The sequence below is a fragment of the Streptomyces sp. 11x1 genome, assembly GCF_032598905.1.
Classification (GTDB): Bacteria; Actinomycetota; Actinomycetes; order Streptomycetales; family Streptomycetaceae; genus Streptomyces.
The window spans coordinates 4,994,248-5,018,395 of the sequence record NZ_CP122458.1; the positions used below are offsets into that span (position 1 = coordinate 4,994,248).

Here is a 24,148-nt window from a genome sequence, read left to right on the forward strand (position 1 = left end):
ACCTCACTCTCACCGGGCTCCGGTCCAGGCGAGGCCACATCCCACCTAGGCCGCACCCCTATCTTCGATATGTCCCTCTACATCCTTTTCACACTATTCCCGGCCCGCCGGGTGGGCCTCAGCTCCGCTGCGGACGGTCAGCGGCCGCGCTGTGACGGGTCGAGGAGCGTGGACGGGGTGTCGAACTTCCCGTGCGGGGCCGGTCACCCACCCGCGTCCACCCTGAATCAGGCTCCGCCCCCGCCGGAGTTCTCCCGCTCCCCCGGCGGAACCCTCACTCCTCCACGACGCCCGAGCGCCACGCCCAGGGGCGCCCGCCGGCAGCACACGAGGGCGGGCCATATATCTCCAACTCTCCTGTTCCGATGGGCACTTCACCTTATGCACACGATCTTCTCTCCCTATCATCGGAAGATGACGGAACCGACGCAGTCCGGCCCGTACACGGGTCAGCCCGTACCCCCGCACCAGCCCATGGCCTCCGTGCCCGGCTGGGCCCCGCCCCCGCAGCAAGGGACGCCCTATCCGTACGCGGCCACGCCGCCCGCCGGCTACGGCAGACCCGCCTCCCCGCCCGGGGACCCCGCGGCGGCCTCCGACCGCACGACCGGCGCGCTGCTGATCCTCGGCGCCCTCCTCGCCCTCGGCTCCTCGTTCGCCACGCTGGACAAGTCGGTCCAGCACATCGGCGAGGAGGAGCCGGTCTACGAGACCGTCGCGAAGCCGTGGTCCTACTCCAGCGGGGACATCGGCGGGAAGACCGAGTCGGTCATGCAGTTCTCCGGCTTTCTGCTGCTCCTCGGCGCCCTGGTCGCCGTCGCCGCCGCCGTGCTGCTCCTGACCGGCCGCAGCCGCCGACTCCCGCTGGGCCCCGCGCTCGCCGTCGGCGGGTCGGTCCTGCTGCTCGGCACGACGCTGTCGGTGCTGACGGAGGCGTTCAACGACACCCAGTGGGACGGGGACGGCCGGACCACCACCTTCGGCGCCGGTTTCTATCTGCTGGCCGTCGCCTTCCTGCTGGCCCTCGGCGCGAGCGTGACCGCCGCTCTCGGCACCCGCCGCCCCGCCACGGCCCTCCCCGCACCCGCGCAGCCGCCACAGCCCTGGCAGGCCGCGCCCGGCGGAGCGCCAGGTGCGCCGGCCGGCCCCGGTGCGCCCGACACCCCCAGTGCGCCCGGTGCGCAGGTCGCCGCTCAGCCGGTCCCACCGTCTCCGCCGGCCCAGCCCCCGGCTCCCCCGACGCAGGGCTGATCCCTTCCCGATCCCGGCTTCTCACCGAGCGGCGTCCGCAGGAGTGTGTCGTGTCACCCTGCGGGCACCCCTCGCCTGTGCTACCTTGACATGAAGTGGCAGTTTTGGTTACCAGAGGCTTCTGAGTGCTCTTCGACCTTCCGTCGACGAGCACTCTTTGTTGTTTCCGGGGCTTTCCGGGACTTTCTCAACTTCCCGTCGGGTCGAACCGTTGCTGCGACACCGGGTCCGCACAGTGTGGGCTCCGGGCACTGCATCAAGGGAGTTTCAGCATGGCATCCGGCACCGTGAAGTGGTTCAACTCGGAAAAGGGCTTCGGCTTCATCGAGCAGGAGGGTGGCGGCCCCGACGTCTTCGCCCACTACTCGAACATCGCCACCTCCGGCTTCCGTGAGCTTCAGGAAGGCCAGAAGGTGACTTTCGACGTCACGCAGGGCCAGAAGGGCCCCCAGGCCGAGAACATCGTTCCTGCCTGACGCTGACGCGTAACGCATGAGCCGGGGTCCGCGCCCGAAAGGCGCGGGCCCCGGCTCGTGTGCGACAGGCGCCGCCGCACCGAGGAAGGTCCCCATGAACCGCACGGCTCGTACGAACAGCAGCAGCTCCTCCCGGTCCCGTACGGAGGGCTCCGCCCGCACCAGCACGGCCCGGAGCGACCGCGGACGCTCACGCGGCGCGGGGACGGGTGACCAAGGGGCTCCTTCCCGTGCGGCCGGAGCCGGAGCAGCGACGGGCGGCACCGCACCGGGCCGCGGCGACGCCGCGAAGAACACCGCCGACCGGGGCGACACCTCCAGGACCACCCCGGGTCGCGGGGGCGCCGCCAGGACCGCCAAGAACACCGGCGGCCGCACGGACACCCCCAGGGGCGGCCAGGGCAAGGGCGGCGCCGTCAAGAACGGCTCGGCCCGCGGCGGTGCGGCCAAGGCCGGTCGTGGTCGCCGGGGCGGCGGGCGGACCGTGGCGGCCCCCACCGGTGGCGAGTTCGCGCTGCCGGTCACCGTCACGCCCGCACTGCCGGCCGTCGAGACGTTCGCCGAACTGGAGCTGCCCGCAAAGGTGCTGGAGACGCTGCGGACCGAAGGGGTGACCGAGCCGTTCCCCATCCAGGCCGCGACGCTACCGAACTCCCTGGCCGGACGTGACGTCCTCGGCCGTGGACGCACCGGCTCCGGCAAGACGCTCGCCTTCGGTCTCGCCCTGCTGGCCCGTACGGCCGGACAGCGCGCCGAGCCCCGGCAGCCGCTGGCCCTCGTCCTCGTCCCCACCCGCGAACTGGCCCAGCAGGTCACCGACGCACTCACCCCCTACGCCCGCGCGCTGCGGCTGCGGCTCGCCACCGTGGTCGGCGGCATGTCCCTCGGACGGCAGGCGAGCGTGCTGCGCGGTGGCGCCGAGGTGGTCGTGGCGACCCCCGGCCGGCTCAAGGACCTCATAGACCGCGGCGACTGCCGGCTCGACCAGGTCGCCATCAGCGTCCTCGACGAGGCCGACCAGATGGCCGACATGGGCTTCATGCCGCAGGTCACCGCGCTGCTCGACCAGGTGCGCCCCGACGGCCAGCGGCTGCTGTTCTCCGCCACCCTCGACCGCAACGTCGACCGGCTGGTCCGCGACTACCTGCACGACCCCGTCGTCCACTCCGTCGACCCGTCCGCGGGCGCCGTCACGACGATGGACCACCACGTGCTGCACATCGAGGACGACGACAAGCACGCCACCACGACCGAGATCGCCGCCCGCGACGGGCGCGTGATCATGTTCCTGGACAGCAAGCACGCGACGGACCGACTGGTGAAGAAGCTGTTGGCGGTGGGCGTGCGGGCCGCCGCCCTGCACGGCGGCAAGTCGCAGTCGCAGCGCAACCGGGCCCTGAGCCAGTTCAAGGACGGGGACGTCACCGCCCTGGTCGCCACGAACGTCGCGGCGCGCGGCATCCACGTCGACGACCTCGACCTCGTCGTCAACGTCGACCCGCCGGGCGACCACAAGGACTACCTGCACCGGGGCGGCCGTACGGCCCGCGCGGGCGAGTCCGGCACGGTCGTCACGCTCGTCCTGCCGCACCAGCGCCGTGACGTGACCCGGCTGATGGCGGTCGCCGGCATCACCCCGACGACCACGCGGGTCCGCTCCGGCGGTGTCGAGCTGAACCGCATCACCGGCGCGCAGGCCCCCTCCGGCGTCCCGGTCGTCCTCACCCCGCCGGTCACCCAGCAGCCGGCCGCCCGCCCCTCCTCGGCGTCACGCGGCCGTCGCAGCCGCCCGTCCGCCCAGGGACGCCGCCGCGCCCCTGCGAAGGGCAACGGCCGCTGAGCCTGCCGGTACGACAAGACGCATGCCGCGGCGCACGGCGCGGCGTGGCTCAGGCCAGCTACTCGAAGTACGCGCGGACGACGGCGTGGGTCGGTCGAGGAACTCCCACGGGGGTGGCGGGCGTTCACAGGGAGACGTGCGGAACGCACGCGGACGACCGGAACGACCGGCACGACACGGGCTGAAGCCGAGGTGGCACGCATGGCGATGTGGGACCGGATCAAGGACCAGGCCAAGGGTCTGCAGCAGCAGGCGCAGGGCGCGCGGGGCGGCAGCGGACACGGGCAGCCGGGGGCGGGGCCGCTGGGTTCCATGGGAGCCGGCAGGTCCTCGGGGTCCGGGCGGTCCTCCGGCGGCTCCAAGGCCCAGCTGGTGAGCGCGCTCAAGTCCCAGCTCACCTCCCTCAAGACGGAGCTGAAGAGCGGTGCCTACCGGGACGCCAGCATGGCGATGTGCGCACTGGTCGCCGCCGCCGACGGGAACGTGGACCCGGCCGAGCGGCAGCACGTGGAGTCGCTGATCCTCAACAACGACGTCCTGCAGAACTTCCCCGCCGACCAGCTGCGGCAGCGGTTCAACCGCCACGTCGACCAGCTCTCCCGCAATTTCCAGCAGGGCAAGGCCGAGGCCCTCACGGAGATCGCCAAGGCCGCGAAGAAGCCGACCGAGGCACGGGCGGTCGTCCAGACCGGCTTCGTGGTGGCGGGCGCGGACGGGTACATCGCGCAGACCGAGGAGCAGGTCCTGCGCGAGGCGTGCGCCGCCCTCGGCCTGTCCCCGCAGGAGTTCGGTCTCTGACATCGGCCGCCGCTCTGTGCGGCTGACACACCGGCAGACCTTCGTGGCTGACACCGGCCGCCGGTCTGTGCGACGCGGGGCGCCTTTCCGTGACTCAGGGCAACGGGTTTGGGCGGGTGCCCCGGCGCAGGGCGCGGCCGCACCAGACGATGACGGCCGCGTTGGCCAGGCCGCCCAGCATCACGGCGACGACGGCCATCGCGGCCCCGTCCGGCAGGGCGAGCCACAGGAAACTCACCGGCGCCGAGGCCAGGATGGGGACGACCATCGCCATGGACCCGCCCGAGCCGTCGTCGGAGCTCATCGCCACCGCCCACACCAACAGGCCGACGCAGAGCACGAGGTAGGCGAGGGCGAGGAGATCGCCGGGGCGGGGACGAGCGCGGCGGCGCGCCGGGAACGCGCGGTGCGGCTCGGGAGAGCTGGAGGGGTCGGGAAGAGCGGGTTCCTCGGTCATGGGGCGATCCTGGTGTCCTGTGTCCTGTGTCCTTGTTTCCTGGTGTCGTGGTGTCCTTGTGTCCTGATGCGGTCGGTCGGGGCGGGTCTCAGAGGTGGGTGCCCGGGGGGTTCGGGCGGGCCAGGCCCAGGTCGTAGGCGAGGATCGTGGCCTGGACGCGGTCGCGCAGACCGAGCTTGCGGAGCAGCGCGTTGACGTGGGACTTCACGGTGCCGACGGTGATGCCGAGCTCCTCGGCGATCTCCGCGTTGGTGAGTCCGGTGGCGACCAGGGAGAGAACGGTGCGCTGGCTGCCGGTCAGCGCGTCGAGGGCGCGCAGGCCGCCGCCGTCCGCCGTACCCGGGGTCGTACCGGAGGCGTAGTGGCCGATGAGGCGGCGGGTCGCGGAGGGGGCGAGCACGCTCTCACCGGCGGCCACCACGCGGATGCCGGCCAGCAGTTCGGCGGCGTGCACGTCCTTGAGGAGGAAGCCGGAGGCGCCGGCGCGCAGGGCGTCGAAGACGTACGCGTCGAGGTCGAAGGTGGTCAGGACGAGGACGCGGGGCGCGTGGTCCCGGCCGGTGATGATGCGGGTCGCGGCGATGCCGTCCAGTTGGGGCATCCGTACGTCCATGACGACGACGTCCGGTGCCAACTCCTCGGCGAGCCGCACCGCTTCGGCGCCGTCGGCGGCCTCACCGACGACCGTCATGTCCTCCTCCGCGTCGATCACGGCGGCGAACCCCGCCCGTACGATGCCCTGGTCGTCGACGACCAGCACCCTGAGGCTCATCCGTCACTTCCCTCTTCGTCCTCTGTCGCGTCGCCCTGCTGCGGAACCGGTGCCGCTGCGAGCGGCAGCCGGAGGTGGACCGTGTCCGGGCCGCCGATGGTCAGGGTGCCGCCGAGCGGCGCGACGCGGGCCGTCAGCCGCTCCAGTACGGCGGTGCGCCCGGCGTGCGGCACGCCGGTGGCAGTGAGCGTCAACGTACCGTCGTGCGCGTCGAACTCGAGCATCGTCGGCTGGTCGCCGCCGGCCGCGAGGATCGTCTCGGCGGCGTGGTAGGCGGCCAGGTCGACGGCGGTGGGGAGGCGTTCGGGCACCTGGTCGGTCAGACGTATCCGCACGTCGCGGCCGGTGGCCCGGGACTGGTGGGCGAGCAGGTCGAGGGCCTGGAGGGTGGGTTGCGGACTGCGGCCGGGGCCCGCGTCGCGTTCGCCGTCGCGGACGGTGTCGAGCAGGGCGCGCATCGCGGCGAGGGCCTCGCGGGCGCGGTCGGCGACCGCGTCGAGGCGGCCCGCCTCGGCCTCCTCGACCATGTCGGCGGTCCGGGACAGCACGGTCGTCTCCAGCCCCGCTGCGATCCGCCGCCGCTCGGCCCAGGCGTCCCGCACGGCCTCCTCGGTCCACAGGGCGACCCGCTCGTCCCGCGCGCCGCGGTCCCCCCTGACCCGCCGCCCGCGCACCACCCCGCCCCACACGGCACCCCCCACCACGACCACCACCCCACCGCACACCCCGACCCCCCACCCGAAACCCCCGTTCCCCTGCCCGACCAGGGCGACGACGGCGGCGAGGCTGTGCACGACAACGGCGGCGAGGGGGAACGCGAGGGGGCGGGTCGATGTGGGGAGGAGGAGGCGGAGAGGGAGGGAGCGATGGGGGCGACGAGACCGGGGGGCGTGGAACACGCCGAGGGTGCGGTGGGGGCGGGGCGGGACAGGGCCCCGCGCGTCCGCGCGGCCTACGGCGGAGGCGGAGGCCGAGACCGGGCCGGTCGCGTCCACGGGCCCGCGCGGCGCGTCTCCGGGGCCGCGCGGCGCATCCGCGGGGCCGTGCCCCATGTCGCCCGCCTTGCTCGGCTGGGACGGCGCCGTTGCTGTCGTTGGCTCCCACGCCCCGTCCGTCGCATCCGTGGTCGTCCCGGGGGCGTTCGCGATGCCGCGTGCCGTTTGGAGGGTGATGGCCGCGCATGTGGTGAGGAGGCTCAGGGCCGGGGGGAGGAGGGGTGGGCCGGTGTAGTGGGTCGCGGTCATGGCCAGGGGCCAGAGGAGGGGGAGGGCGAGGAGCGTGGTGAGGGCGGTTCGGGGCGCGCGGGGGAGCCAGAGCAGGGTGAGGGCCTGGGCCGCGGCGAGCAGGGCGAAGAGGGAGCCGGCGGAGGCCTGTTGGGTGGCCGTCGCGGTGTCCGGGCGGATGACCAGCGCCGGGAGCAGCGGTTGCAGGACGAGGCCGGCGGCGGCCACCAGCTGTGCCACCCGGTAGCCACGCGGGAGCGCCGCCTCCACCGGCGCGGCCGTCCGCCCGGGCAGCGCCGCCCGTATCTCCCAACCGCCCTCCCCCGTGGGCCCGCTGGTCAGCGTGCCGCCCGCCTCCCGCGCCCGTGACCGCAGGAACCCCTGACCCCGCCCGCCCCCGAGACCCGCCGCGTGCACCGTCGTCCCGGCGGGCGGCGCCGCACTCGTGACCACGACGTCCGTGCGGGTCTCGCCGTACCGCACCCGCACCCGCGTGTGCGCGCCCGGCGCGTGCCGTGCCACGTTGGTCAGGCCCTCGCGCACGATGCCGTACGCCGCGTCCGCGACGGCCCCGTCCGGCAGCGGTTCGAGCTCGCAGTCGATCCGCTGGTCGAGGCGGCGGAACCCGGCGACCAGGTCCGACAGCCGTTCCACCGGCGACGGCAGGTCCTCCCGGGAGGGCGCCGGTGCCCGTACCGCGCCGAGCGCCCGGGTGACCTCGCGACCGGTCTCGACCGCGAACTCCAGTGCTTGTCCGGCCAGTTCGGGCCGCTGGTCGCGCAGTCCGAGCGCGGCCCCCGCCGTGACGACGACGGCCGTCAGATGGTGGGCGCTGACATCGTGCAACTCCCGCTCCATACGCCGCCGTTCGACCGTCGGCAGCCGATGCCGCTCCGACTCGGCCCGCTGCAGCCGCTGCTCGGCCGCCCACCGTGCGCGCCGGGCCCGCCGTACGAGGAGACCGGCGCCGCAGGCGGTGGCGTAGAGGAGAGCGGTGAGGACGAGGTCGAGGCCCGAGGGGTCGCCGAGGCCGTGCAGGCTGATCTGCATCAGGCCCTGCCAGGCGGCGAGCGCCACCACGCACAACACAGCGGTGAAGGTGTCGCGTTCGGTCGCCACGGTGTACAGGGCCAGCGCGACGCCCGCCGTGCCGAGCAGGGCCGTCGCTCCGACGGGCAGCGGCCCGGCGCCCAGCGCGCACGCGGCGGCGACCACGACGAGCGCGACCACGGGGCGGCTGCGGCGCAGCACCAGCGCGGCCGTCACGACTCCGGCAACCAGGGCGGCCACCAGAAGGGCCGGCCCCTCCGGGACGGTCCCGCGCGCCAGTGCCGCCCCGGGCCACACCACGGCCTGGGCGACGATCAGCAGGACCGGGAACAGCCGGTCGTCCTCTGTCCGCATCATGGCGCCCCCAGGCTAGAGCGGAGACCCCCCACCCGGAGTCCGGCTGGAGACCGAGGTCCGCCTCGTACCTGGGTTATAGGTGGGGCGGGGACGGGGGCGGGGCGCTCGGGTTCGGGTTCGGACCGGGGGGTTCGGATGGGGGTGGGTGCGGGGGGTGGGGACGGGGTGGGTGCGGCGGCGTCCGGCGTCCGGCGTCCACAGGCTGTGGACGGCGAGGAGGGCCGCGCACACGAACACCAGCCGTCCCACCACCGCCGTCGTCCTCCCCACGGACACCGGCCCAGCCCGCTGCCGCTCGACGCCATGATCGACGACGGCACCTACGTCAAGCTCTACCGGAAGTACTTCCACGACCCGATCGCCGCCGACCTGATCACGGTCCGCCCGAAGCTGGCCTCCCAGATAGCCGACACGGACCTGGAGCCGACGAAGAGCTGAGCACACCCGAGGCCCCTTCGCGACCGCTCCCGGCATGCCGTTGTCAGTGCCGGGGGCTAGTCTCCGGACAACCGACCGTATGCCCGTTTGTCCGTTTCAGGGAGGTTCTCATGGTCTCACGGCTCAACCCCTACCTCAGTTTCGACGGCGACGCCCGGCAGGCGATGGAGTTCTACAAGGAGGTCTTCGGCGGCGAGTTGACGCTGCACACCTTCGGCAACTTCGGTCAGCCGGGCGCCCCCGAGTCGGACAAGATCATGCACGGCATGCTGGAGGCGCCGAACGGCTTCACCCTCATGGGCGCCGACACCCCGCCCGGCATGGAGTACCAGCCCGGCGGCGGCTTCTCCGTCAGCCTCAGCGGGGACGACGACACCGAGCTGCGCGGCTACTGGGAAAAGCTGTCCGAGGGCGGTTCCGTCTCGGTCCCGCTCGACAAACAGATGTGGGGCGACGTCTTCGGCATGTGTACGGACCGCTTCGGCGTCCCGTGGATGGTCAACATCAGCGAGCCGCAGGGCTGAGCCGGCGCGCGCAACCGAGGGGTGCGACGCCTCGTTGAGTTCTCGGCTCCACCGCCCGGTGGAGCCTGCGGACCCGACGGACGAGGCGACCGAAGGGCTCGATGAGGTTGTTGGCGGGCTACTCGCGGGGAGACGAGCGAATTTTCAGTGCGCTGCCGCAGGCGTGGTCTGAGTGGCTGACGTCCGTTTGAGCATGTGAGCGCATAGCGGCGCGAGGCGGTGTGCCTTATCGGCGGGCGTTGAGCCGGGCGGCCTGGCGGGTGAGGTGGGCGCGTTCGGCGAGGTTGGGGGCCTTGTCGGCGGCCTCGCCGTACAGACGGGCCGCCGTGGTCAGGTCGCCGTCGCGCTCGTGGAGGTGGGCCGCGACCGCGGTGTGGCGGGGCAGGGAGGCGTCCAGTTCGGCGAGGGCCGCGAGACCGGCGCGCGGTCCGTCGGCCTCGCCCACGGCGACCGCGCGGTTGAGCCGGACGATGGGGTTGTCGGTCAGAGCCGCCAACTCGTCGTACCACTCGACGATCTGCACCCAGTCGGTCTCGGCGGCCGTGGGCGCGTCGGCGTGCAGGGCGGCGATCGCGGCCTGGGCCTGGAACTCGCCGAGCCGGTCGCGGGCGAGGGCCGCCTGGAGGATCCCGATGCCCTCGGCGATCAGACGTGTGTCCCACCGCGCCCGGTCCTGCTCGGCGAGCGGCACCAGGCTGCCGTCGGGCGCCGTCCGGGCCGCGCGCCGGGCGTGATGCAGCAGCATGAGCGCGAGCAGCCCGGCCACCTCGGGGTGGTCGATCGCGGCCGCGAGCTGCCGGGTGAGCCGGATGGCCTCGGCCGCGAGGTCGACATCACCGGAGTAGCCCTCGTTGAAGACGAGGTAGAGCACGCGCAGCACGGTGGCGACGTCGGCCGGCCGGTCGAGGCGCACACCGGAGACCGTCCGCTTGGCCCGGCTGATCCTCTGCGCCATGGTCGCCTCGGGGACGAGGTAGGCCTCCGCGATCTGCCGGGTGGTGAGGCCGCCGACGGCCCGCAGGGTGAGCGCGACCGCCGAGGCCGGGGTCAGCGACGGGTGGGCGCACAGGAAGTAGAGCTGGAGCGTGTCGTCCACGGCGGGCGCGGGTCCGGGCGGGGGCTGCTCCTCGACGCGGTCCTCACGTCGGCGGCGGGCGGCGTCGGCGCGGGCCGCGTCGAGGAACCTGCGCCAGGCCACGGTGACCAGCCAGCCCTTGGGATCACGCGGCGGATCGGCCGGCCAGACGCGGAGCGCCTCGACCAGCGCGTCCTGCACGGCGTCCTCGGCCGCCGCGAAGTCTGCTCCGCGGCGGACGAGAACGGTGAGCACGCTCGGCGTGAGACTCCTGAGCTGGACCTCGTCCATCACTTCGTGCCGCACGTGTGCCGTCACTCCGTGATGGTGGGCTGCACGCCGTAGAACGGGCGTACCTCCAGCCACTCGTGGATCGGCTTGCCGCCCGCCCCGGGGGCGGCGGACAGCTCACCGGCCAGCTCGACGGCGCGCTCGTAGCTGTCGACGTCGATGACCATCCAGCCGGCGATCAGGTCCTTGGTCTCGGCGAACGGGCCGTCGGTGACCGGCGGGCGCCCCTCACCGTCGTAGCGGACCCACGCTCCCTCGGGCGCGAGCGCCTGGCCGTCGACGAACTCGCCGGTCTTCTCCAGCCGGGCCGCGAAGTCGTTCATGTACTGCATGTGCGCCGAGATCTCCTCGGGGCTCCACCGGTCCATCGGCACGTTGTTGACCGGGGCCGGGGCGCCTCGGTAGTGCTTCAGCAGCAGGTACTTGGCCATGGTCGTACTCCTCGGTCCTCTGGCGACCCATTGTGGTCGCGTTCATACCGGGGACGGAGCTGGACGCGGGGTCTCGACATCGCCGTGGGATTTTTCCCGAAGATTTTTTGCGGAGACGGGCCGGACACGACAAAGGCAAGGAGTCATGTACTCCTTGCCACTCTCAACGTATAGCGCACCGGGGGGCTTGCGGCAAGGCCCCCGTGGTGCCGCAGAATCTCCGGCCTGAGCCTGATTCGACGAACACCGGGGGCGCTTCGATGCGTGTGCTGTTGGCGAACTACGACTCGCGCGGGGGCGTCGAGCCGCTGGTCGGACTCGCGGTCCGGCTGCGCGAGCTCGGCGCGGAGGTGCGGGTGTGCGCGCCGCCGGACGAGGAGTTCGCGCGGCGGCTGGCGAGTGTCGGCGTACCGCTGGTGCCGTTCGGCCGGCCCGTACGCGCGCTGATGACCGCGGCGGCGCCGCCGACGCCGGGCGGTGTGCCACGGCGGGCGGCCGAGCTGCTGGCCGAGTTCGACACGGTCGCCGAGGCGGCCGAGGGCTGCGACGTGCTGGTGGCGACGGGGCTGCTCCCGGCCGCGGCCTGTGTGCGGTCGGTGGCCGACAAGCTGGGCATCCCGTACGTGTACGCGAGCTTCCAGTCCGTCACGCTGCCGTCGCCCCACCATCCGCCGATGGCCCGGCCGGGGCGGCCGCTGCCGACGGACACGACCGACAACCGCGCCCTGTGGGACTACGACGCCCGGAGCGCGAGCGAGGTGTTCGGCGAGGTGATCGACACCCATCGGGCATCGGTCGGCCTGCCACCCGTGGCCGCCGTCCGCGACCACGTCTTCACCACCCGGCCCTGGCTGGCGACGGACCCGGTGCTGGATCCGTGGAGGCCGTGGCCCTCGGAGGCGACTGCGGAGGGAGAGTCGTTCCCCGGTCTCGACGTCGTGCAGACCGGCACCTGGATCGTGCCGGACGAGCGGCCGCTCGCGGCCGAGCTGACGGCGTTCCTGGACGCGGGCGCGCCGCCGGTCTACGTCGGCTTCGGCAGCATCGCCATCGGCGGCTCCGAGGACGTCGCCCGAGCCTCCGTCGAGGCGATCCGCGCCCACGGCCGCCGTGTCATCCTCTCCCGGGGCTGGGCGGAACTGGCCGCCCTCGACGACCGGGACGACTGCTTCGTCGTCGGCGAGGCCAACCACCACGCGCTGTTCCGCCGCGTCGCCGCCGTCGTCCACCACGGCGGCGCGGGTACGACGACGACGGCGACCTGGGCGGGCGCGCCCCAGGTGGTCGTGCCCCAGGGCGCGGACCAGCCGTACTTCGCGAGCCGGGTGGCCGAACTGGGCATCGGCGTGGCCCACGAGGGCCCGACCCCGACGTTCGAGTCCCTGTCGGCGGCGCTGAAGGTGGCCCTGGCGCCGGAGACGGCGACGCGGGCGGCCGAGGTCGCCGGGACGGTCCTGCCGGACGGGGCGGCGCGGGCGGCGAGGCTGCTGCTGGACATGTACGGAGGGGAGCGGCGGTCTACGTCAGCATGAGCCGGGGTGCCGGGGGCGCCCGCCCTCATTCCCCCACGCCCGACACGCTCCCCCCTCCCACCTCCCTCCCCCCCCCCGTGACGCGCCCCTCACCCCGCCCCTCACTCCACACCCGGAGCACGCGGACATGACCTTCGGAGTAGACGAGATGCACCCCCCGACCACCTCCGCCCCCACCCCCACCACCAACTCCACCCCCGAGCCGGCTTCCGCCCCCACCCACCCCAGCGCGTTCCGTCTCCCCGAGCGGCTCTCCGCCAAGGCCGGCCCCGCCCTCCTCTCCACCGACGAGCGGCACTTCGCGAACCTCGCCACCTCCCTCGCCCGGTCGATCGCCGAGGTCTCCGCCCAGCTCGACGCCGAACGGCGGGCCCCCGGCGGTCTGGGCCGCCACGCCATGGACCGCGACACGGAGATCCACCGGCTGACCGCCCGTCTGCGCACCCTGCGCCGCTTCGGCCTGGACCTGTGCCTCGGCCGCATGGTGACCGAGGACGACCCCGAGACCCCCGTCTACATCGGCCGCCTGGGCCTCACCGACAGCACCACGGGCCGCCGCCTGCTGGTCGACTGGCGCTCCCCCGCCGCCGAACCCTTCTTCGGCGCGACCCACGCCAACCCGATGGGCCTCACCAGCCGCCGCCGCTACCGCTGGACCGACGGCCGTATCAGCGACTACTGGGACGAGGTCTTCTCCTCGTCCGAGCTCGACAGCCTCACCGACCACCAGCACACCGCCGCCCTCGACGACCAGTCCGCGTTCATCGCCAGCCTCGGCACCAACAGGTCGGAACGCATGCGGGACGTCCTCGGCACCATCCAGGCCGACCAGGACGCCATCATCCGCGCGAACTCCCGGGGCGCGCTGGTCGTGGACGGCGGGCCCGGCACCGGCAAGACGGTCGTCGCCCTGCACCGTTCCGCGTACCTCCTCCACTCCGATCCCCGGCTGGGCCACCGCCGGGGCGGCGTCCTCTTCGTCGGCCCCCACCGCCCGTACCTCTCCTACGTCGCCGACGTCCTGCCCAGCCTCGGCGAGGAGGGCGTGCAGACGTGCATCCTGCGCGACCTGGTCGAGGAGGGGGCGGCGGCCGGCGTCGAGCCCGACCCGGAGGTGGCCCGTCTGAAGTCGTCCGCGGCGCTGGCCGACGGCATCGAGAAGGCCGTCCGCTTCTACGAGGAACCGCCCACCGAGGGCATGACGGTGACGACCCCCTGGTCCGACATCCGGCTGAGCCCCGCCGACTGGACGGCGGCCTTCGACGCGGCGGAACCGGGCACCCCGCACAACGAGGCCCGCCACCAGGTCTGGGAGGAACTGCTGACGATCCTGACGGACAGGCACGAGGCCGCGACCGACCCCGACGGGAACCCCGACCAAGACCCCGAAGCCGAGACGGCCGTACCCCCGGCCCTCCTCCGCAGGTCCCTGCTCCAGAACAGGGACCTGGTCACGACCTTCAACCGGGCCTGGCCGCTGCTGGAGGCGGCGGACCTGGTGGGAGACCTGTGGTCGGTACCGGCGTACCTGCGGCTGTGCGCGCCCTGGTTGAGCCGTGACGAGGTCCGGCTCCTCCAGCGCGACGACCCCCAGGCGTGGACGACCTCCGACCTCCCCCTCCTCGACGCCGCCCGCCGGCGCCTCGGCGACCCGGAGACGGCCCGCCGCAAACGCCGCCACGAGGCCACGCTCGCCGCGCAGCGCGAGCGGATGACCCAGGTCGTGGACAACCTGATCGAGGCGGTCTCCAACTCGGGCGCCGACGGCGACGACGGCGAGGGCCTGGTGACGATGCTGCGCGGTGAGGACGCCCGGGTGAGCCTGGTCGACGACTCCGAACTCCACACCGCCGACCCGGACTTGCTGGCGGGCCCCTTCGCACACATCGTCGTGGACGAGGCGCAGGAACTGACGGACGCGGAATGGCAGATGCTGCTGCAGCGCTGCCCGTCCCGCAGCTTCACGATCGTCGGCGACCGCGCCCAGGCCCGGCACGGCTTCACGGAGTCCTGGGAGGACCGGCTGAACCGGGTGAGCCTGGACCGCATCACGCAGTCCTCCCTCACCATCAACTACCGCACCCCGGAGGAGATCATGACGGAGGCGGCACCGGTGATCCGCGCCGCACTCCCCGACGCGAACGTCCCGACGTCGATCCGCAGCAACGGCATCCCCGTCGACCACACCCCGACGTCGGACCTGACGACGGCCCTGACCTCGACCCTCGACGCCTGGCTGGCCGCCAACGCCGACGGCACGGCATGCGTGATCACCGCACCGAACTCCACACCGGCCTCCGGGACGTGGGCCGGCGCGACGCCCCGGGTCCGCGTGCTGACCCCCGAACTCTCGAAGGGCCTCGAATTCGACTTCGTGGTCCTCGTCGACCCGGAATCCTTCGGCGAGGGCATCGAGGGGGCGGTGGACCACTACGTGGCGATGACCCGGGCGACCCAGCGCCTGGTGATCCTCACGAGCGTCTGAGCCTGAATTCACGCGGGACGTTCACCCCGGGGTTCAGCCGCCGCGGGCGGCTCCCTCCGGCCAGACGACGTCCACGGGGATCCCGGCCGCCCGCGCCGCGACCACGGCGTCGGCGGTGCCGCCGCCCATGCCGGTGGGTGGCGCACCGTCCCACACGGCCACGAGGCGGTCGGCCCGCTGGACGAGCACGGCGTTGGCGGCCTCGTACGCCTCCCTGTCGGCCGTCTCGTAGGGCAGCACGACGACCTCCTCGGCGGCCGCCGACAGCCGGTCGTACGAGCCCCCGTGCTCGGGCTCGACGACGCCGCGCCGGTAGTCCCGGGAGGGCACGACGACGACCAGCCGACCCCCGGCGGCGAGCACGGCCTCGGCGAAGACCGTGTCGGCCCCCTTGGCGATGCAGGACACCCCGACGAGCGGGCCGGCGTCCCCGGCGTACGGCTTGAGCAGCTCGTCCAGCGCCGCGCGCACCAGGGGGACGGCCCGTTCAGTCAGATCCAGGTGCCCGGTCACCGCGATGGTGGTCTGCTGTTGACGCGGAACGGGGTCGCCCTCAGCGTCGGTCATACGGAGACGCCTCCCTGTCGATCACTGATGGTCCCAGTGGATTTGGCGGTGGCTAGTCGCTGTCGAGGGGGACCCAGGCCCGCCCTCCCGTGTCGTCCGTGCCGTACCAGTAGTGCGGCATTCCCTTGATACTGGCGGTGTGGAAAGGGCGGCCGTGGTCGTCGATTCGGATCGTGCCGGTGCGGCCCTGGGAGGACCAGTCGAGTTCGAGGTACCAGCGGGCATCGTAGGTCTGTGTCGTCGCGTCGACCAGCAGCACCTCGGGGTCGTCGGCGGAGACACGGTACGGGAAGCGGACGGCCGGGAGGACGCGTCCGCCGTCGGCGCCGTCCTCGCCGTCCTTCGGGTGGACGATGGGGCGGTCCGCGTCGAGGTTCACCGTGAAGCGGCGAGGCGTGAGCTCACTGCCGCAGCCCTGGCCCATGTTGTACGCGGTCCCGCCGTCCGGGGTGTCGCGGCCGACGACGCGGACATGCAGCGCGTCCAGGACCACGGCCGCCGACGACTTCCCCTGCACCGAGATCCGCACCTTGGTCTGCCGCCCGTGCACCGCGTTCTGCGTCGCCGCCCAGACCCCGGCGTCCTGCTCCGACGGTGGGGGAGGCACCTGGGCGGGCGGCTTGTCGATGACGTAGTCGTGGTCACACCCCTTGTCCCAGACGAGGGAGTCGACGCTCCAGGTGAGGGGCGGGGCGGGGGCCGGGTTCGTGGAGCGGCCGTCGGCGCCCGGGGTGGCGGGGCCGGAGCTCGCGGAACCGGTACCGGAGGGGTCCGGCTGGGCCTCGGAGGAGCGACCGTCCGAAAGCGCGGTGAAGCCGACGAGGGTGCCGGCGAGCAGGGCACAGGTAGCGGCTGTGGAGGCCAGGACCGGCCGTCGGCGGTACCAGGGAAGGGGGCGGGGAGCGGAGGAGGGGGAGCGCACGTCCGGGTCGGGGTGTTCTGCGGGGCCGCCCTGTCCGGCGAGGGTCCCGTCCGTGTCGGCGTGTGCGTGCGTGTGTGCGTCCTCGTTCTCCTCCTCGCTCGCAGTCGGTGCCGGAGACGGAATCTCCTCTTCCGGCGCTTCCGCCGTACGCACCCGCTGACGAGCCGCGACCGCCGACAGCCACAGCCGGTGCAGTTCGAGCCGCTCCTGTGGTGTCGCGCCGCAGAAGGCCGCGAGCCGCTCCACGGGCGCGTAGTCCTGGGGTACGGCATCGCCCGCGCAGTACCGGTGCAGCGTGGAGGTGTTCATGTTGAGACGGCGGGCGAGGGAGCCGTAGCTCCGGTCGGTACGGTCCTTCAGACGCCGCAGCAGCGCCGCGAACTCGTCGGCATCGCCCTGAATCGACATCGTTTCCCCGCCGTCCCCGCCGCCCGCGATCCCGCATCCCGGGCCCTGTCGTCACCGCACGTATGAGTACGCGCATCACTACGCGTATCAGTACACGTATCACTGCACGTCAGATGCAGGGGGATGGTTCCACCGCTGCCCGGCCCCGGTGCCGCCCGCTGTCGTACCGGACGGCACGGGACGGGGCACCGCCGTCAGCGGGCGCTCGTGATCCCGATGTCGGCGATGCGGTCGTACCGCTCCACCACCACGAAGAGCTTGACCTTCTGCGTCGTCGTTCCGCTGCCGAAGGTCAGGGTGACCACGACCTCGTGGCTGTGCCCCATGCTGCCGTTGTCGGACACCGTCCACCGCGCCGGAACGTTCTGGGCGCGCAGGACGCCGTCGGCCCCGTTCTTCTTCTCCCAGGCGGCCAGCCGCTTGGCGAAGTCGGGCGTCAGGTAGTGCTTGCGGAGCGCCTTGGCCAGCGTGGTGTCCGGGTCCGCGTAGTCGCCCTTCGCGTCGATGTACGCGCCGTAGAAGTCGGCGACGCGGGTCACCACGGTGCCGGGCGTACCGGTGACCGACTTCGGTTCGGCGACCGGCTTCGACTGGACGGCGACGGCGGCCGGCTTCGACGTGGCGGTGGTCGCCTGGGCCGAGGCGGGGACGGACGCCTGCGCCGGCATCTGCGCCGACACACCGAGCCCTACGGCGAGGACGAGACCGGCGGCGGCCGCGCGGAGACCGTAGCCGCGGCGGGCGGAGAACTTCGTGTTCATGTGCGTCATCCATCTCTCGTCGTCGACCCGGCGCTCGGGCACGGAGATGCCCGGTACGCAGGGTCGGGAGGGTGTCGTCGCCCCACGGCGGCCGGGCCGGTCGTGGTGACCCGGTCGGGGCGACACCCAGAGCTTCGAGGACGCCGGGACCCACCACAACGGCGGCCGCCCCATCCCGGGCGGCAGAACGGTCCCACCCCTGTTGGCCTGCGAAGAACGGGGTCCTGGGAATGCCCTGGGACACGTCCTTGACCGCACCCGGGACTCGACAGGGGAGCGGACTCGTGGGCTCAGCCCGCCGTGGAGGAACTCTTTGAAGGAGCCCCTGAGGGAGCCCCTGGACGGTCCCGGGTGATGGCGTACCCGAAAGCCGTCGCCAGGACGTACATCAGAACCGAGTAGACGGCGCTGGGAATGGCGACCTCGGTGCTGTCGAGGATGCTCAGGGCGATGGTGAGGGCCACGGTCGTGTTGTGGATCCCCACCTCCATGGCGCTGGCGACGGCCTGAGGCTGACTGAGGCGAAGCGCTCGGGCACCGCCGTAGCCGATGCCGAGGCTGGCGAGGCAGAAGATGCCGGTGACCAGGCCGACTTGGCGAAGGTAGTCGGCGAGGTTCTCCCGCTCTCCCAACAGCGCGGCGAGGGACACCGCGACCAGGACGGCGATGGAGAACACCCGCACCGGACGGTCGGCGCGGGCGGCGAAGTCGGCGGACCGCCGCCGGACGAGCATGCCGATCCCGACCGGGATCAGCACGATGGCGATCACCTGCAGCACCTTGCCGAATTGCAGTCCCAGGTCGCCCTCGGCGTCGAAGTGGTTGATGGCCAGGTTGGTGACGAGGGGAATGGTGACGGCCGCGAGCACGGAATTGATCGCGGTGAGGGTGATGTTGAACGCCACGTCCCCGCGGAACAGATGGCTGAAGAGATTGGCGGTGGTACCGCCCGGTGACGCGGCGAGCAGCATCACGCCCACCGCGAGCAACGGGTCCACGTCGAAGACCTTGACCAGCCCGAAGGCGACCAGCGGCAGCACCACGATCTGCACGGTCAGCGCGAACACGACCGCCTTCGGCGAACGCGCCACCCGCTTGAAGTCGGCCGTGGTGAGCGAGAGCCCGAGACCGAACATGATGATGGCGAGCGCGACGGGCAAGCCGGTCGTGACCAGCGCTGAATCCTTCATGCGTCACGCTTCCTGGAGGACGGCATGAAGGCAGCGAAGACTGCGCGAACTGCCGCACGGGGCCCGTAGGTCGCCACAGTGAAGCAGCACCGACCCTCTGTTACAAGGCTTCGGCCGACCGGCGTGATGGGCGGCCCGACGCCGCTGGCCCTCCTACAACGGGGCGTCTTGCGTGGGCAGTTCCGATGCGCCCTAGTAGTACCCCTTTCCCCCGTCGAGCAGCTCTCTCACGATGTCCGCGTGGCCCGCGTGCCGTCCGGTCTCCTCGACGAGATGGATGAGCATCCAGCGGAGGTTGGCGCTGCTGGAGCGGAAGTCGGGGTGGCGGCCGACGTCGTCCAGGGATGCCCCGGCCACGATCTCGTTGCTCCGGACGCACTGGGCCTCGTACTCCGCGAGCAGTTGCCGCAGCGAGCTGCCGTCGGTACGCCAGTCCGCGTCCGCGCCCATCTCGACCAGGGACGGATTCTGCGTCTTGTCGCCACCCAGGAACAGCACTTCGAGCCAGGTGTGTTCGACCCACCGCATATGGCTGATGAGCCCGGCCATCGTCATCGCCGGCGAGGTCGGGATGACGGAGCGGTGCGCGTCGGCCTCGCTCAGGCCCTCGCATTTCCATCTCAGGATCTGCCGTTGCAGATCCAACCAGCCGAGGAGCGCGGTGCGTTCGTCGGCCTGAAAGGGGGGACGCTCAAGTGAGGGTGACATGCGCGCACGTTAGAGGCCCCGGTCTCCGGATGCCGCCTGGTTTCCCGTCCAAGGCGCGTCGGACAGCCCGCAGTTCGCCCCGAGTGCCGCGCCCGCGGCCACGGCTGGACACCGTGGCACCGCCCACGCACGTCACCGCGCGGGCCGCTCGACCGGGATCTCGTAGGACACCGCCGGCCGCGCCGGACTGCCGCCAGTCGGTCCAGGCCTCGCCCGGGGCGGCGCACATCATCGGGCGTGCGTAGGGCGCGTCAGCACGGCCGAACCCATGAGACCGCATCCCGGTCGGCTCGGCCCCCTGCCGGGCCGAGCCGACCGGGATGGGCGGTCCCGGACCGTCTGACACCCGATTGTGATCCGCGGGTCTGCAACCCCGTGCGGATGCCGGCCGTCTGCAAGGCGCGGGAAGAATGAGCCTTCGGTGCCTTGCCGTAAGGAGATTGGGGATCAGGTGGGGAAGCAGGTCTGGAGAGCCGTCGTAGCCGGCGGTGCGGCGGCGGTGTTCACGGCCGTGGCCGCGTCGCCGGCCGGGGCGGCCGAGGGTGGGGTCTCGTTCACCCGTGTCCAGGTGAACGGCGGCAAGCCCATTGTGATCGGAGTGTCGAAGGAGGTGGCGGCGCCCGCCTCCTTCCGGATGACGACCACGCACAAGTGGAAGTGGCCGGCGGTGTTCCTGTACCGGGGTGGTGCGGGTGATCGGCTGTGGCACGCCGTCGAGACGAGCGACTGCATCAAGGTGAGCTCGGGCGTCTGCGACTTCAACGAGACGATGTACTTCGACCCGAGCGTGTGGGATATGCGGAACAGCGAGGCCGGGGCCTGGAAGGTCGGGGCCGAGGTGTACTTCGAGGGCGGCGGCGGTGACACCGACGACAAGAATCTGACGGTCCACGTCAAGCGCAACTCCCGCCTGACCGTGAACGCCTCGCCCGAACCGGTGGCCAAGGACAGGACCATCACCGTGACCGGAAAGGTCACGCGGGCCAACTGGGAGACCAGGAAGTACGCCTCCTACGGAGGCCGCCGGGTGAGCCTGCAGTTCAAGCCCGCCGGCACCACCTCCTACACCACGGTGAAGAAGGTGTACGCGAACGGCTCGGGTGGCCTCAGGACGACTGTTAAGGCCACCAGGACGGGCACGTGGCGCTGGGTGTACTACGGCAACACCACCACCGGACCGTCGACGTCGTCCGGGGACACCATCGTGGTGAAGTGATGTCCGCGGTACCGGTGGGCCGGTGGGGGCCGAGTCGGCGGTGACGGCGTCGGGTCCATCGAGGCTGACAAGGATCGATCCACTGGGTCAGGCCGTGTGGCGCTGGCGAGCGCGGAGCCAGCGGACACCCCTCGCGGCGTACACGGCGGTCATGAGCACGAAGCCGACGCAGGTGAGCCAGAACCAGGGTTCCGCCACTGCGAGACTCAGCACCAGACCGCCGATGAGCAGCAGGGAGGCGACGACGTCCAGCAGGTCGAGGCGCGCCTCGAAACGCACCGCCGAGTCGGAGCCGCGCAGTCGGCGGATGACGGGAACGAGGCCGAGGGCCTGCAAGAGGGCCAGACCGAGAGCGAGCCGGACGAACCAGCTGGGTATGTCCACGGCGCGCACTGTAGCGGGCTCCCGGAACCCTTGAGCGTCCAACTGCGACAACGCCTGCTGAACAGCTATCGCATCTGAAAGACCACGGGGCCGAGAGTCCGGGACGAAGAGCTTGGCAACAGGTCGGCCGCAGAGTAGGCCCAAGATCACCTCAGCCTCCCAGGCTGAGGGCTTCGACGCCGTAGTCCTTGGGCGGTGGGTCGCTCACCGGCAGTGGCCATGCCGGTCGTCATCCCGGCCGTTCGGGGGATACGCGGGCGGCGGCGGAGATGTATCCCATCCTGCGGGGACATCCCTTGCTGGGACGAAAGGGAGACATGATGCCGCTCTATCTATCGAGGTTCAGCTACACGCCGGAGACCTGGGCGAGACTCATCGGTCACCCCGAGGACCGCGCGAGGGCCGCTCAGTCGTACATCGAGTCCGTCGGCGGCAAGCTCCACGGCTTCTGGTACGCGTTCGGCACCCGCGACGGATACAACCTGTGGGAGGCCCCCGACAACGTCTCCATGGCCGCGGTCGCCCTGGCGATCAGCGGAGGCGGCGCACTCAGCTCGTTCGAGACGACCGTTCTCCTGAGCGTCGACGAAACCATGGACGCCCTGCGCAAGGCCGGGCAGATCCAGTACCGGGCCCCCGGCGCGTAGCGGTCCGGGACGGCCGGCACCTGCCGGCTGCAGGGAATCGAGATCGACTTCGTGGTCGCAGCTCTCGAGGAACCAGAGGGTGTCGACAACCAACGATGCAAGGCGGGCACCAGGGGATCCATGGCGGTCATCTCCCGCAACTCAGCCGCCCCCTGTGACAGCGGGGCCGCCACCCGGACCGGTGGCCGGTCGCCGTGAGCGCGGAACGCGTCTTTCCTCCATCCCGCATCCATTCCGTGGCGCGGTGGCACCATACGGCTCGGCGGCCAGGACGAATGCCCGCGCGCACCGGTGGGCATCATGGGAGATATACTTGCCTCCATCTTTGATATCAGGGAGGCACTCGTGAGCCGAACGGTTATCGACCTGGACGACGACCTGGTCGCGGACGTGGCCAAAGCCCTCGGGACGAGCACCAAGAAGGAGACGGTCAACACCGCTCTTCGCGAGGTGCTGGAGAATCGGCGTCGCGCCCTGGCGATCGCCCGGCTGCGGTCGGCGACCGGGGACGGCGCATTCGACCTGGAACTGTTCGAGAACAAGGGGAACTACCGCCGGTGAACGCGGCCCAGTTCCTGATCGACACCAGCGCACTCGCTCGGTTCATGCGTGAGGACGCCGAGCAGTACGGCTGGGACCAGGCGGCAGCCGCCGGACTCATCGCCACCTGTTCGATCACCGAGCTCGAGTTCTTCTACAGCGCGCGGTCGGCCGCCGACAGGGCGCGCGGCATCGAGGACATGCGGCTGATCTTCGGTTGGGTTCCCGTCGACGATCGCGCCTACGACCGTGCCTGGCAGGTTCAGGAAGCTCTCACCAAACAGGGAAAGCACAGGAGCGCGGGTCCGGTGGATCTCGTCGTCGCCGCGACGGCCGAGCTGCAAGGGCTCACCCTCTTGCACCGCGACCACGACTTCGCCTGCATCGCGGCGGTGACCGGCCAGGCTCTCCAGTGGTACGGCCCGGAGACCGGCAAATAGGCGGGCGCGGTCACAGCGCCCTCCCTGGAGTAATGGCAGGGAGACATGACGGTGCCGGCGTCATGATGGGAGCCTGTCCTGCGTGGAGACGCCCATAGCCCCAGGTGACGGGGCGGAGGAGCATGCCGTCATAGCTCACTTCCGGCTTGCCCACGGTGGCTTCGGCGAGACCGACCAGCGCCGGCTCGTCCGCGAAGCTCGCCGAGTGATGGCGGCAGCGGCCCAAGACGCGGGTGCCGGTGAGGTCGATGGCGACGAGTTCGGAGGGGGCGAGGCCGTGGTGTACGCCTACGGGCCGGATGCCGGTGCGCTCTTCAAGATCGTGGAGCCGACTCTGCGCAGTCTGCCGTTCAGGCCGGCGCACGTCATTCTCAGGAACGGCGACAGCGAAACCCGGGTGGACCTGTAGGTCAGCCGGACTGAGCGGGATACATGGCGGTCATCGCCCGCGACTCAGCCGTCCCCTATGGCAGCAGGGCCGCCGTCTCCGCTCCCGGCGGGGGGACGCGCCTCGTCTCCCCGCCGAGCTGATCACGTCTCCCGACCGGTGGGCACCGGTTCCACCGGGCGGATCGCGGTGAAGTCCTGGAGTTCGTCGCGGGTGGCGGAGAGCAGCAGTAGCCATTCGTCGCAGCCCTGCCATGGGTAGAGGTCGCCGGCTCCTCCTCGGACCACTCGTGGTCCGTCGCCCGTGCGGGGGCGTGCGTCCAGCGGCGCGGCCGTGAAGTGCGGGATCCACACGTCTGCGCACAGCTCGTTGGTCGACCCCATCGCCGCCAGGCCGAAGGCGTTCTCGGCCGCGGCGGTGCGTTCCTCGTCGGCGAAGTCGTCCAGTACCTGGTCCTCGTCCGGCTTCGCGTCCCCGCGGAAGGTCAGGGTGGTCGTGCCCGCCCGGGCCGCGTACTCCCACTCCGCCTCGCTCGGCAGCCGGAACGGCACCTTGCCCAGCAGGTCGTCCAAGTCGTCCTCCAACCGGGCCGTGGTCGAAGTCGAGTCGGCGAAGCTGTCCTCGTACTCGGGCAGCCAGTGCCGTACTTGCGCCACCGTGAGCGGATGCCGGGCGATCAGGAACGGCTCGACCCGTACTTCTCGCACCGGTCGGGCTTGGCCGGCACTGGCGAAGAACACTTCGAGTTCGTCTTCGGCGCCCCCGGCCCGCTCGATGGCACGCACCGCGTCCAGTTCCGCGTCGGACAGGCCCATCCGGAACGTTCCGCCGGGAACCTCCCGGAAGACCACTCCGGACGGAGTGTGCCGCCAGGCTGGTCGGTCAGCCACGATCTCTTGCTCCCACATGGATCCGGACGCTAGGCCCTGGCTTCCCGATGACGGAGAGGAGCCAGGAGGGTGCCCGCCCGCGTGCTG

25 protein-coding genes are annotated in these 24,148 nt (G+C 71.9%); 13 read left to right on the forward strand and 12 right to left on the reverse strand.

The features are described 5' to 3' along the window. Window positions 1–414 precede the first annotated feature (414 nt). The 4 genes from P8T65_RS21865 to P8T65_RS21880 all read left to right on the forward strand — a co-directional run bounded on the left by P8T65_RS21865 (window position 415) and on the right by P8T65_RS21880 (window position 4,365). Complete coding sequence (locus P8T65_RS21865; protein ID WP_316726979.1) at window positions 415–1,251, forward strand: hypothetical protein; 837 nt, start codon at window positions 415–417, stop codon at window positions 1,249–1,251. Between the two features lie 272 nt (window positions 1,252–1,523). Next, window positions 1,524–1,727: a cold-shock protein gene (locus P8T65_RS21870; RefSeq protein WP_005483357.1), complete on the forward strand. Its 204-nt coding sequence runs from the start codon at window positions 1,524–1,526 to the stop codon at window positions 1,725–1,727. 94 nt (window positions 1,728–1,821) lie between these two features. Beyond that, complete coding sequence (locus tag P8T65_RS21875; RefSeq protein ID WP_316726980.1) at window positions 1,822–3,567, forward strand: DEAD/DEAH box helicase; 1,746 nt, start codon at window positions 1,822–1,824, stop codon at window positions 3,565–3,567. A 201-nt stretch (window positions 3,568–3,768) separates the two neighbouring features. After that, complete coding sequence (locus tag P8T65_RS21880) at window positions 3,769–4,365, forward strand: TerB family tellurite resistance protein (RefSeq protein WP_316726981.1); 597 nt, start codon at window positions 3,769–3,771, stop codon at window positions 4,363–4,365. 94 nt (window positions 4,366–4,459) lie between these two features. Here the strand turns inward: P8T65_RS21880 and P8T65_RS21885 are convergent, their stop codons facing one another. From P8T65_RS21885 to P8T65_RS21895, 3 genes are all read right to left on the reverse strand, one after another. Continuing rightward, window positions 4,460–4,822 (reverse strand): SCO4225 family membrane protein, encoded by a 363-nt coding sequence (locus tag P8T65_RS21885; RefSeq protein ID WP_316726982.1) that lies wholly within the window; start codon window positions 4,820–4,822, stop codon window positions 4,460–4,462. Between the two features lie 88 nt (window positions 4,823–4,910). Continuing rightward, entirely contained in the window at window positions 4,911–5,594 is a 684-nt protein-coding gene (locus P8T65_RS21890; protein ID WP_316726983.1) for a response regulator transcription factor, read from the reverse strand. Then, window positions 5,591–8,221 (reverse strand): histidine kinase, encoded by a 2,631-nt coding sequence (locus P8T65_RS21895; protein ID WP_316731662.1) that lies wholly within the window; start codon window positions 8,219–8,221, stop codon window positions 5,591–5,593. The genes P8T65_RS21890 and P8T65_RS21895 overlap by 4 nt, the downstream gene beginning before the upstream one ends. A 168-nt stretch (window positions 8,222–8,389) precedes the next feature. Between P8T65_RS21895 and P8T65_RS21900 the strand changes: the two genes are divergently transcribed. After that, window positions 8,390–8,662, forward strand: coding sequence for a hypothetical protein (locus P8T65_RS21900; protein WP_316726984.1), 273 nt, complete (start codon window positions 8,390–8,392; stop codon window positions 8,660–8,662). A gap of 110 nt (window positions 8,663–8,772) precedes the next feature. Continuing rightward, entirely contained in the window at window positions 8,773–9,186 is a 414-nt protein-coding gene (locus tag P8T65_RS21905) for a VOC family protein (protein WP_184906036.1), read from the forward strand. 226 nt (window positions 9,187–9,412) lie between these two features. On the opposite strand, the gene P8T65_RS21910 is transcribed toward P8T65_RS21905, so the two are convergent. After that, window positions 9,413–10,552, reverse strand: coding sequence for a DUF6596 domain-containing protein (locus P8T65_RS21910; RefSeq protein ID WP_316731663.1), 1,140 nt, complete (start codon window positions 10,550–10,552; stop codon window positions 9,413–9,415). A 23-nt stretch (window positions 10,553–10,575) separates the two neighbouring features. Continuing rightward, entirely contained in the window at window positions 10,576–10,983 is a 408-nt protein-coding gene (locus tag P8T65_RS21915; RefSeq protein WP_184906038.1) for a YciI family protein, read from the reverse strand. A gap of 260 nt (window positions 10,984–11,243) precedes the next feature. On the opposite strand from P8T65_RS21915, the gene P8T65_RS21920 reads away from it, so the two are divergent. After that, entirely contained in the window at window positions 11,244–12,515 is a 1,272-nt protein-coding gene (locus P8T65_RS21920) for a glycosyltransferase (protein ID WP_316726985.1), read from the forward strand. 127 nt (window positions 12,516–12,642) lie between these two features. Further along, on the forward strand, window positions 12,643–15,000 hold the full coding sequence (gene helR / locus P8T65_RS21925; RefSeq protein ID WP_316726986.1) for an RNA polymerase recycling motor ATPase HelR: 2,358 nt from the start codon (window positions 12,643–12,645) through the stop codon (window positions 14,998–15,000). Window positions 15,001–15,033: 33 nt separating this feature from the next. On the opposite strand, the gene P8T65_RS21930 is transcribed toward helR, so the two are convergent. The 5 genes from P8T65_RS21930 to P8T65_RS21950 all read right to left on the reverse strand — a co-directional run bounded on the left by P8T65_RS21930 (window position 15,034) and on the right by P8T65_RS21950 (window position 19,556). Continuing rightward, on the reverse strand, window positions 15,034–15,567 hold the full coding sequence (locus tag P8T65_RS21930; protein ID WP_316726987.1) for a hypothetical protein: 534 nt from the start codon (window positions 15,565–15,567) through the stop codon (window positions 15,034–15,036). A gap of 52 nt (window positions 15,568–15,619) precedes the next feature. Further along, window positions 15,620–16,897 carry a helix-turn-helix transcriptional regulator gene (locus P8T65_RS21935; protein WP_316726988.1) on the reverse strand — a complete coding sequence of 426 codons (1,278 nt, stop codon included), beginning with the start codon at window positions 16,895–16,897 and terminating at the stop codon, window positions 15,620–15,622. Window positions 16,898–17,091: 194 nt separating this feature from the next. Then, window positions 17,092–17,658 (reverse strand): hypothetical protein, encoded by a 567-nt coding sequence (locus P8T65_RS21940; RefSeq protein WP_316726989.1) that lies wholly within the window; start codon window positions 17,656–17,658, stop codon window positions 17,092–17,094. 290 nt (window positions 17,659–17,948) lie between these two features. Next, on the reverse strand, window positions 17,949–18,848 hold the full coding sequence (locus P8T65_RS21945) for a bile acid:sodium symporter family protein (RefSeq protein WP_316726990.1): 900 nt from the start codon (window positions 18,846–18,848) through the stop codon (window positions 17,949–17,951). A gap of 192 nt (window positions 18,849–19,040) precedes the next feature. Continuing rightward, window positions 19,041–19,556, reverse strand: a complete 516-nt coding sequence (locus P8T65_RS21950) for a DinB family protein (RefSeq protein ID WP_316726991.1) — start codon at window positions 19,554–19,556, stop codon at window positions 19,041–19,043. A gap of 451 nt (window positions 19,557–20,007) precedes the next feature. Here P8T65_RS21950 and P8T65_RS21955 point away from each other — a divergent pair, with 451 nt between their 5' ends. After that, entirely contained in the window at window positions 20,008–20,772 is a 765-nt protein-coding gene (locus tag P8T65_RS21955) for a hypothetical protein (RefSeq protein ID WP_316726992.1), read from the forward strand. 87 nt (window positions 20,773–20,859) lie between these two features. Here P8T65_RS21955 and P8T65_RS21960 read toward each other — a convergent pair whose 3' ends face one another. Continuing rightward, window positions 20,860–21,156, reverse strand: a complete 297-nt coding sequence (locus tag P8T65_RS21960; protein WP_316726993.1) for a hypothetical protein — start codon at window positions 21,154–21,156, stop codon at window positions 20,860–20,862. A 320-nt stretch (window positions 21,157–21,476) separates the two neighbouring features. Here P8T65_RS21960 and P8T65_RS21965 point away from each other — a divergent pair, with 320 nt between their 5' ends. The 4 genes from P8T65_RS21965 (at window position 21,477) to P8T65_RS21980 (ending at window position 23,192) form a co-directional block, all read left to right on the forward strand. Beyond that, window positions 21,477–21,803 (forward strand): GYD domain-containing protein, encoded by a 327-nt coding sequence (locus P8T65_RS21965; RefSeq protein ID WP_316731664.1) that lies wholly within the window; start codon window positions 21,477–21,479, stop codon window positions 21,801–21,803. A 345-nt stretch (window positions 21,804–22,148) separates the two neighbouring features. After that, a complete protein-coding gene (locus tag P8T65_RS21970) occupies window positions 22,149–22,364 on the forward strand; it encodes a type II toxin-antitoxin system VapB family antitoxin (protein WP_316726995.1) in 216 nt (71 codons plus the stop codon). Then, window positions 22,361–22,783 carry a PIN domain nuclease gene (locus tag P8T65_RS21975; RefSeq protein ID WP_316726996.1) on the forward strand — a complete coding sequence of 141 codons (423 nt, stop codon included), beginning with the start codon at window positions 22,361–22,363 and terminating at the stop codon, window positions 22,781–22,783. The genes P8T65_RS21970 and P8T65_RS21975 overlap by 4 nt, the downstream gene beginning before the upstream one ends. 82 nt (window positions 22,784–22,865) lie before the next feature. After that, window positions 22,866–23,192: a hypothetical protein gene (locus P8T65_RS21980; protein ID WP_316726997.1), complete on the forward strand. Its 327-nt coding sequence runs from the start codon at window positions 22,866–22,868 to the stop codon at window positions 23,190–23,192. Between the two features lie 122 nt (window positions 23,193–23,314). Here P8T65_RS21980 and P8T65_RS21985 read toward each other — a convergent pair whose 3' ends face one another. After that, a complete protein-coding gene (locus P8T65_RS21985; RefSeq protein ID WP_316726998.1) occupies window positions 23,315–24,061 on the reverse strand; it encodes an SUMF1/EgtB/PvdO family nonheme iron enzyme in 747 nt (248 codons plus the stop codon). Between the last annotated feature and the right edge of the window lie 87 nt (window positions 24,062–24,148).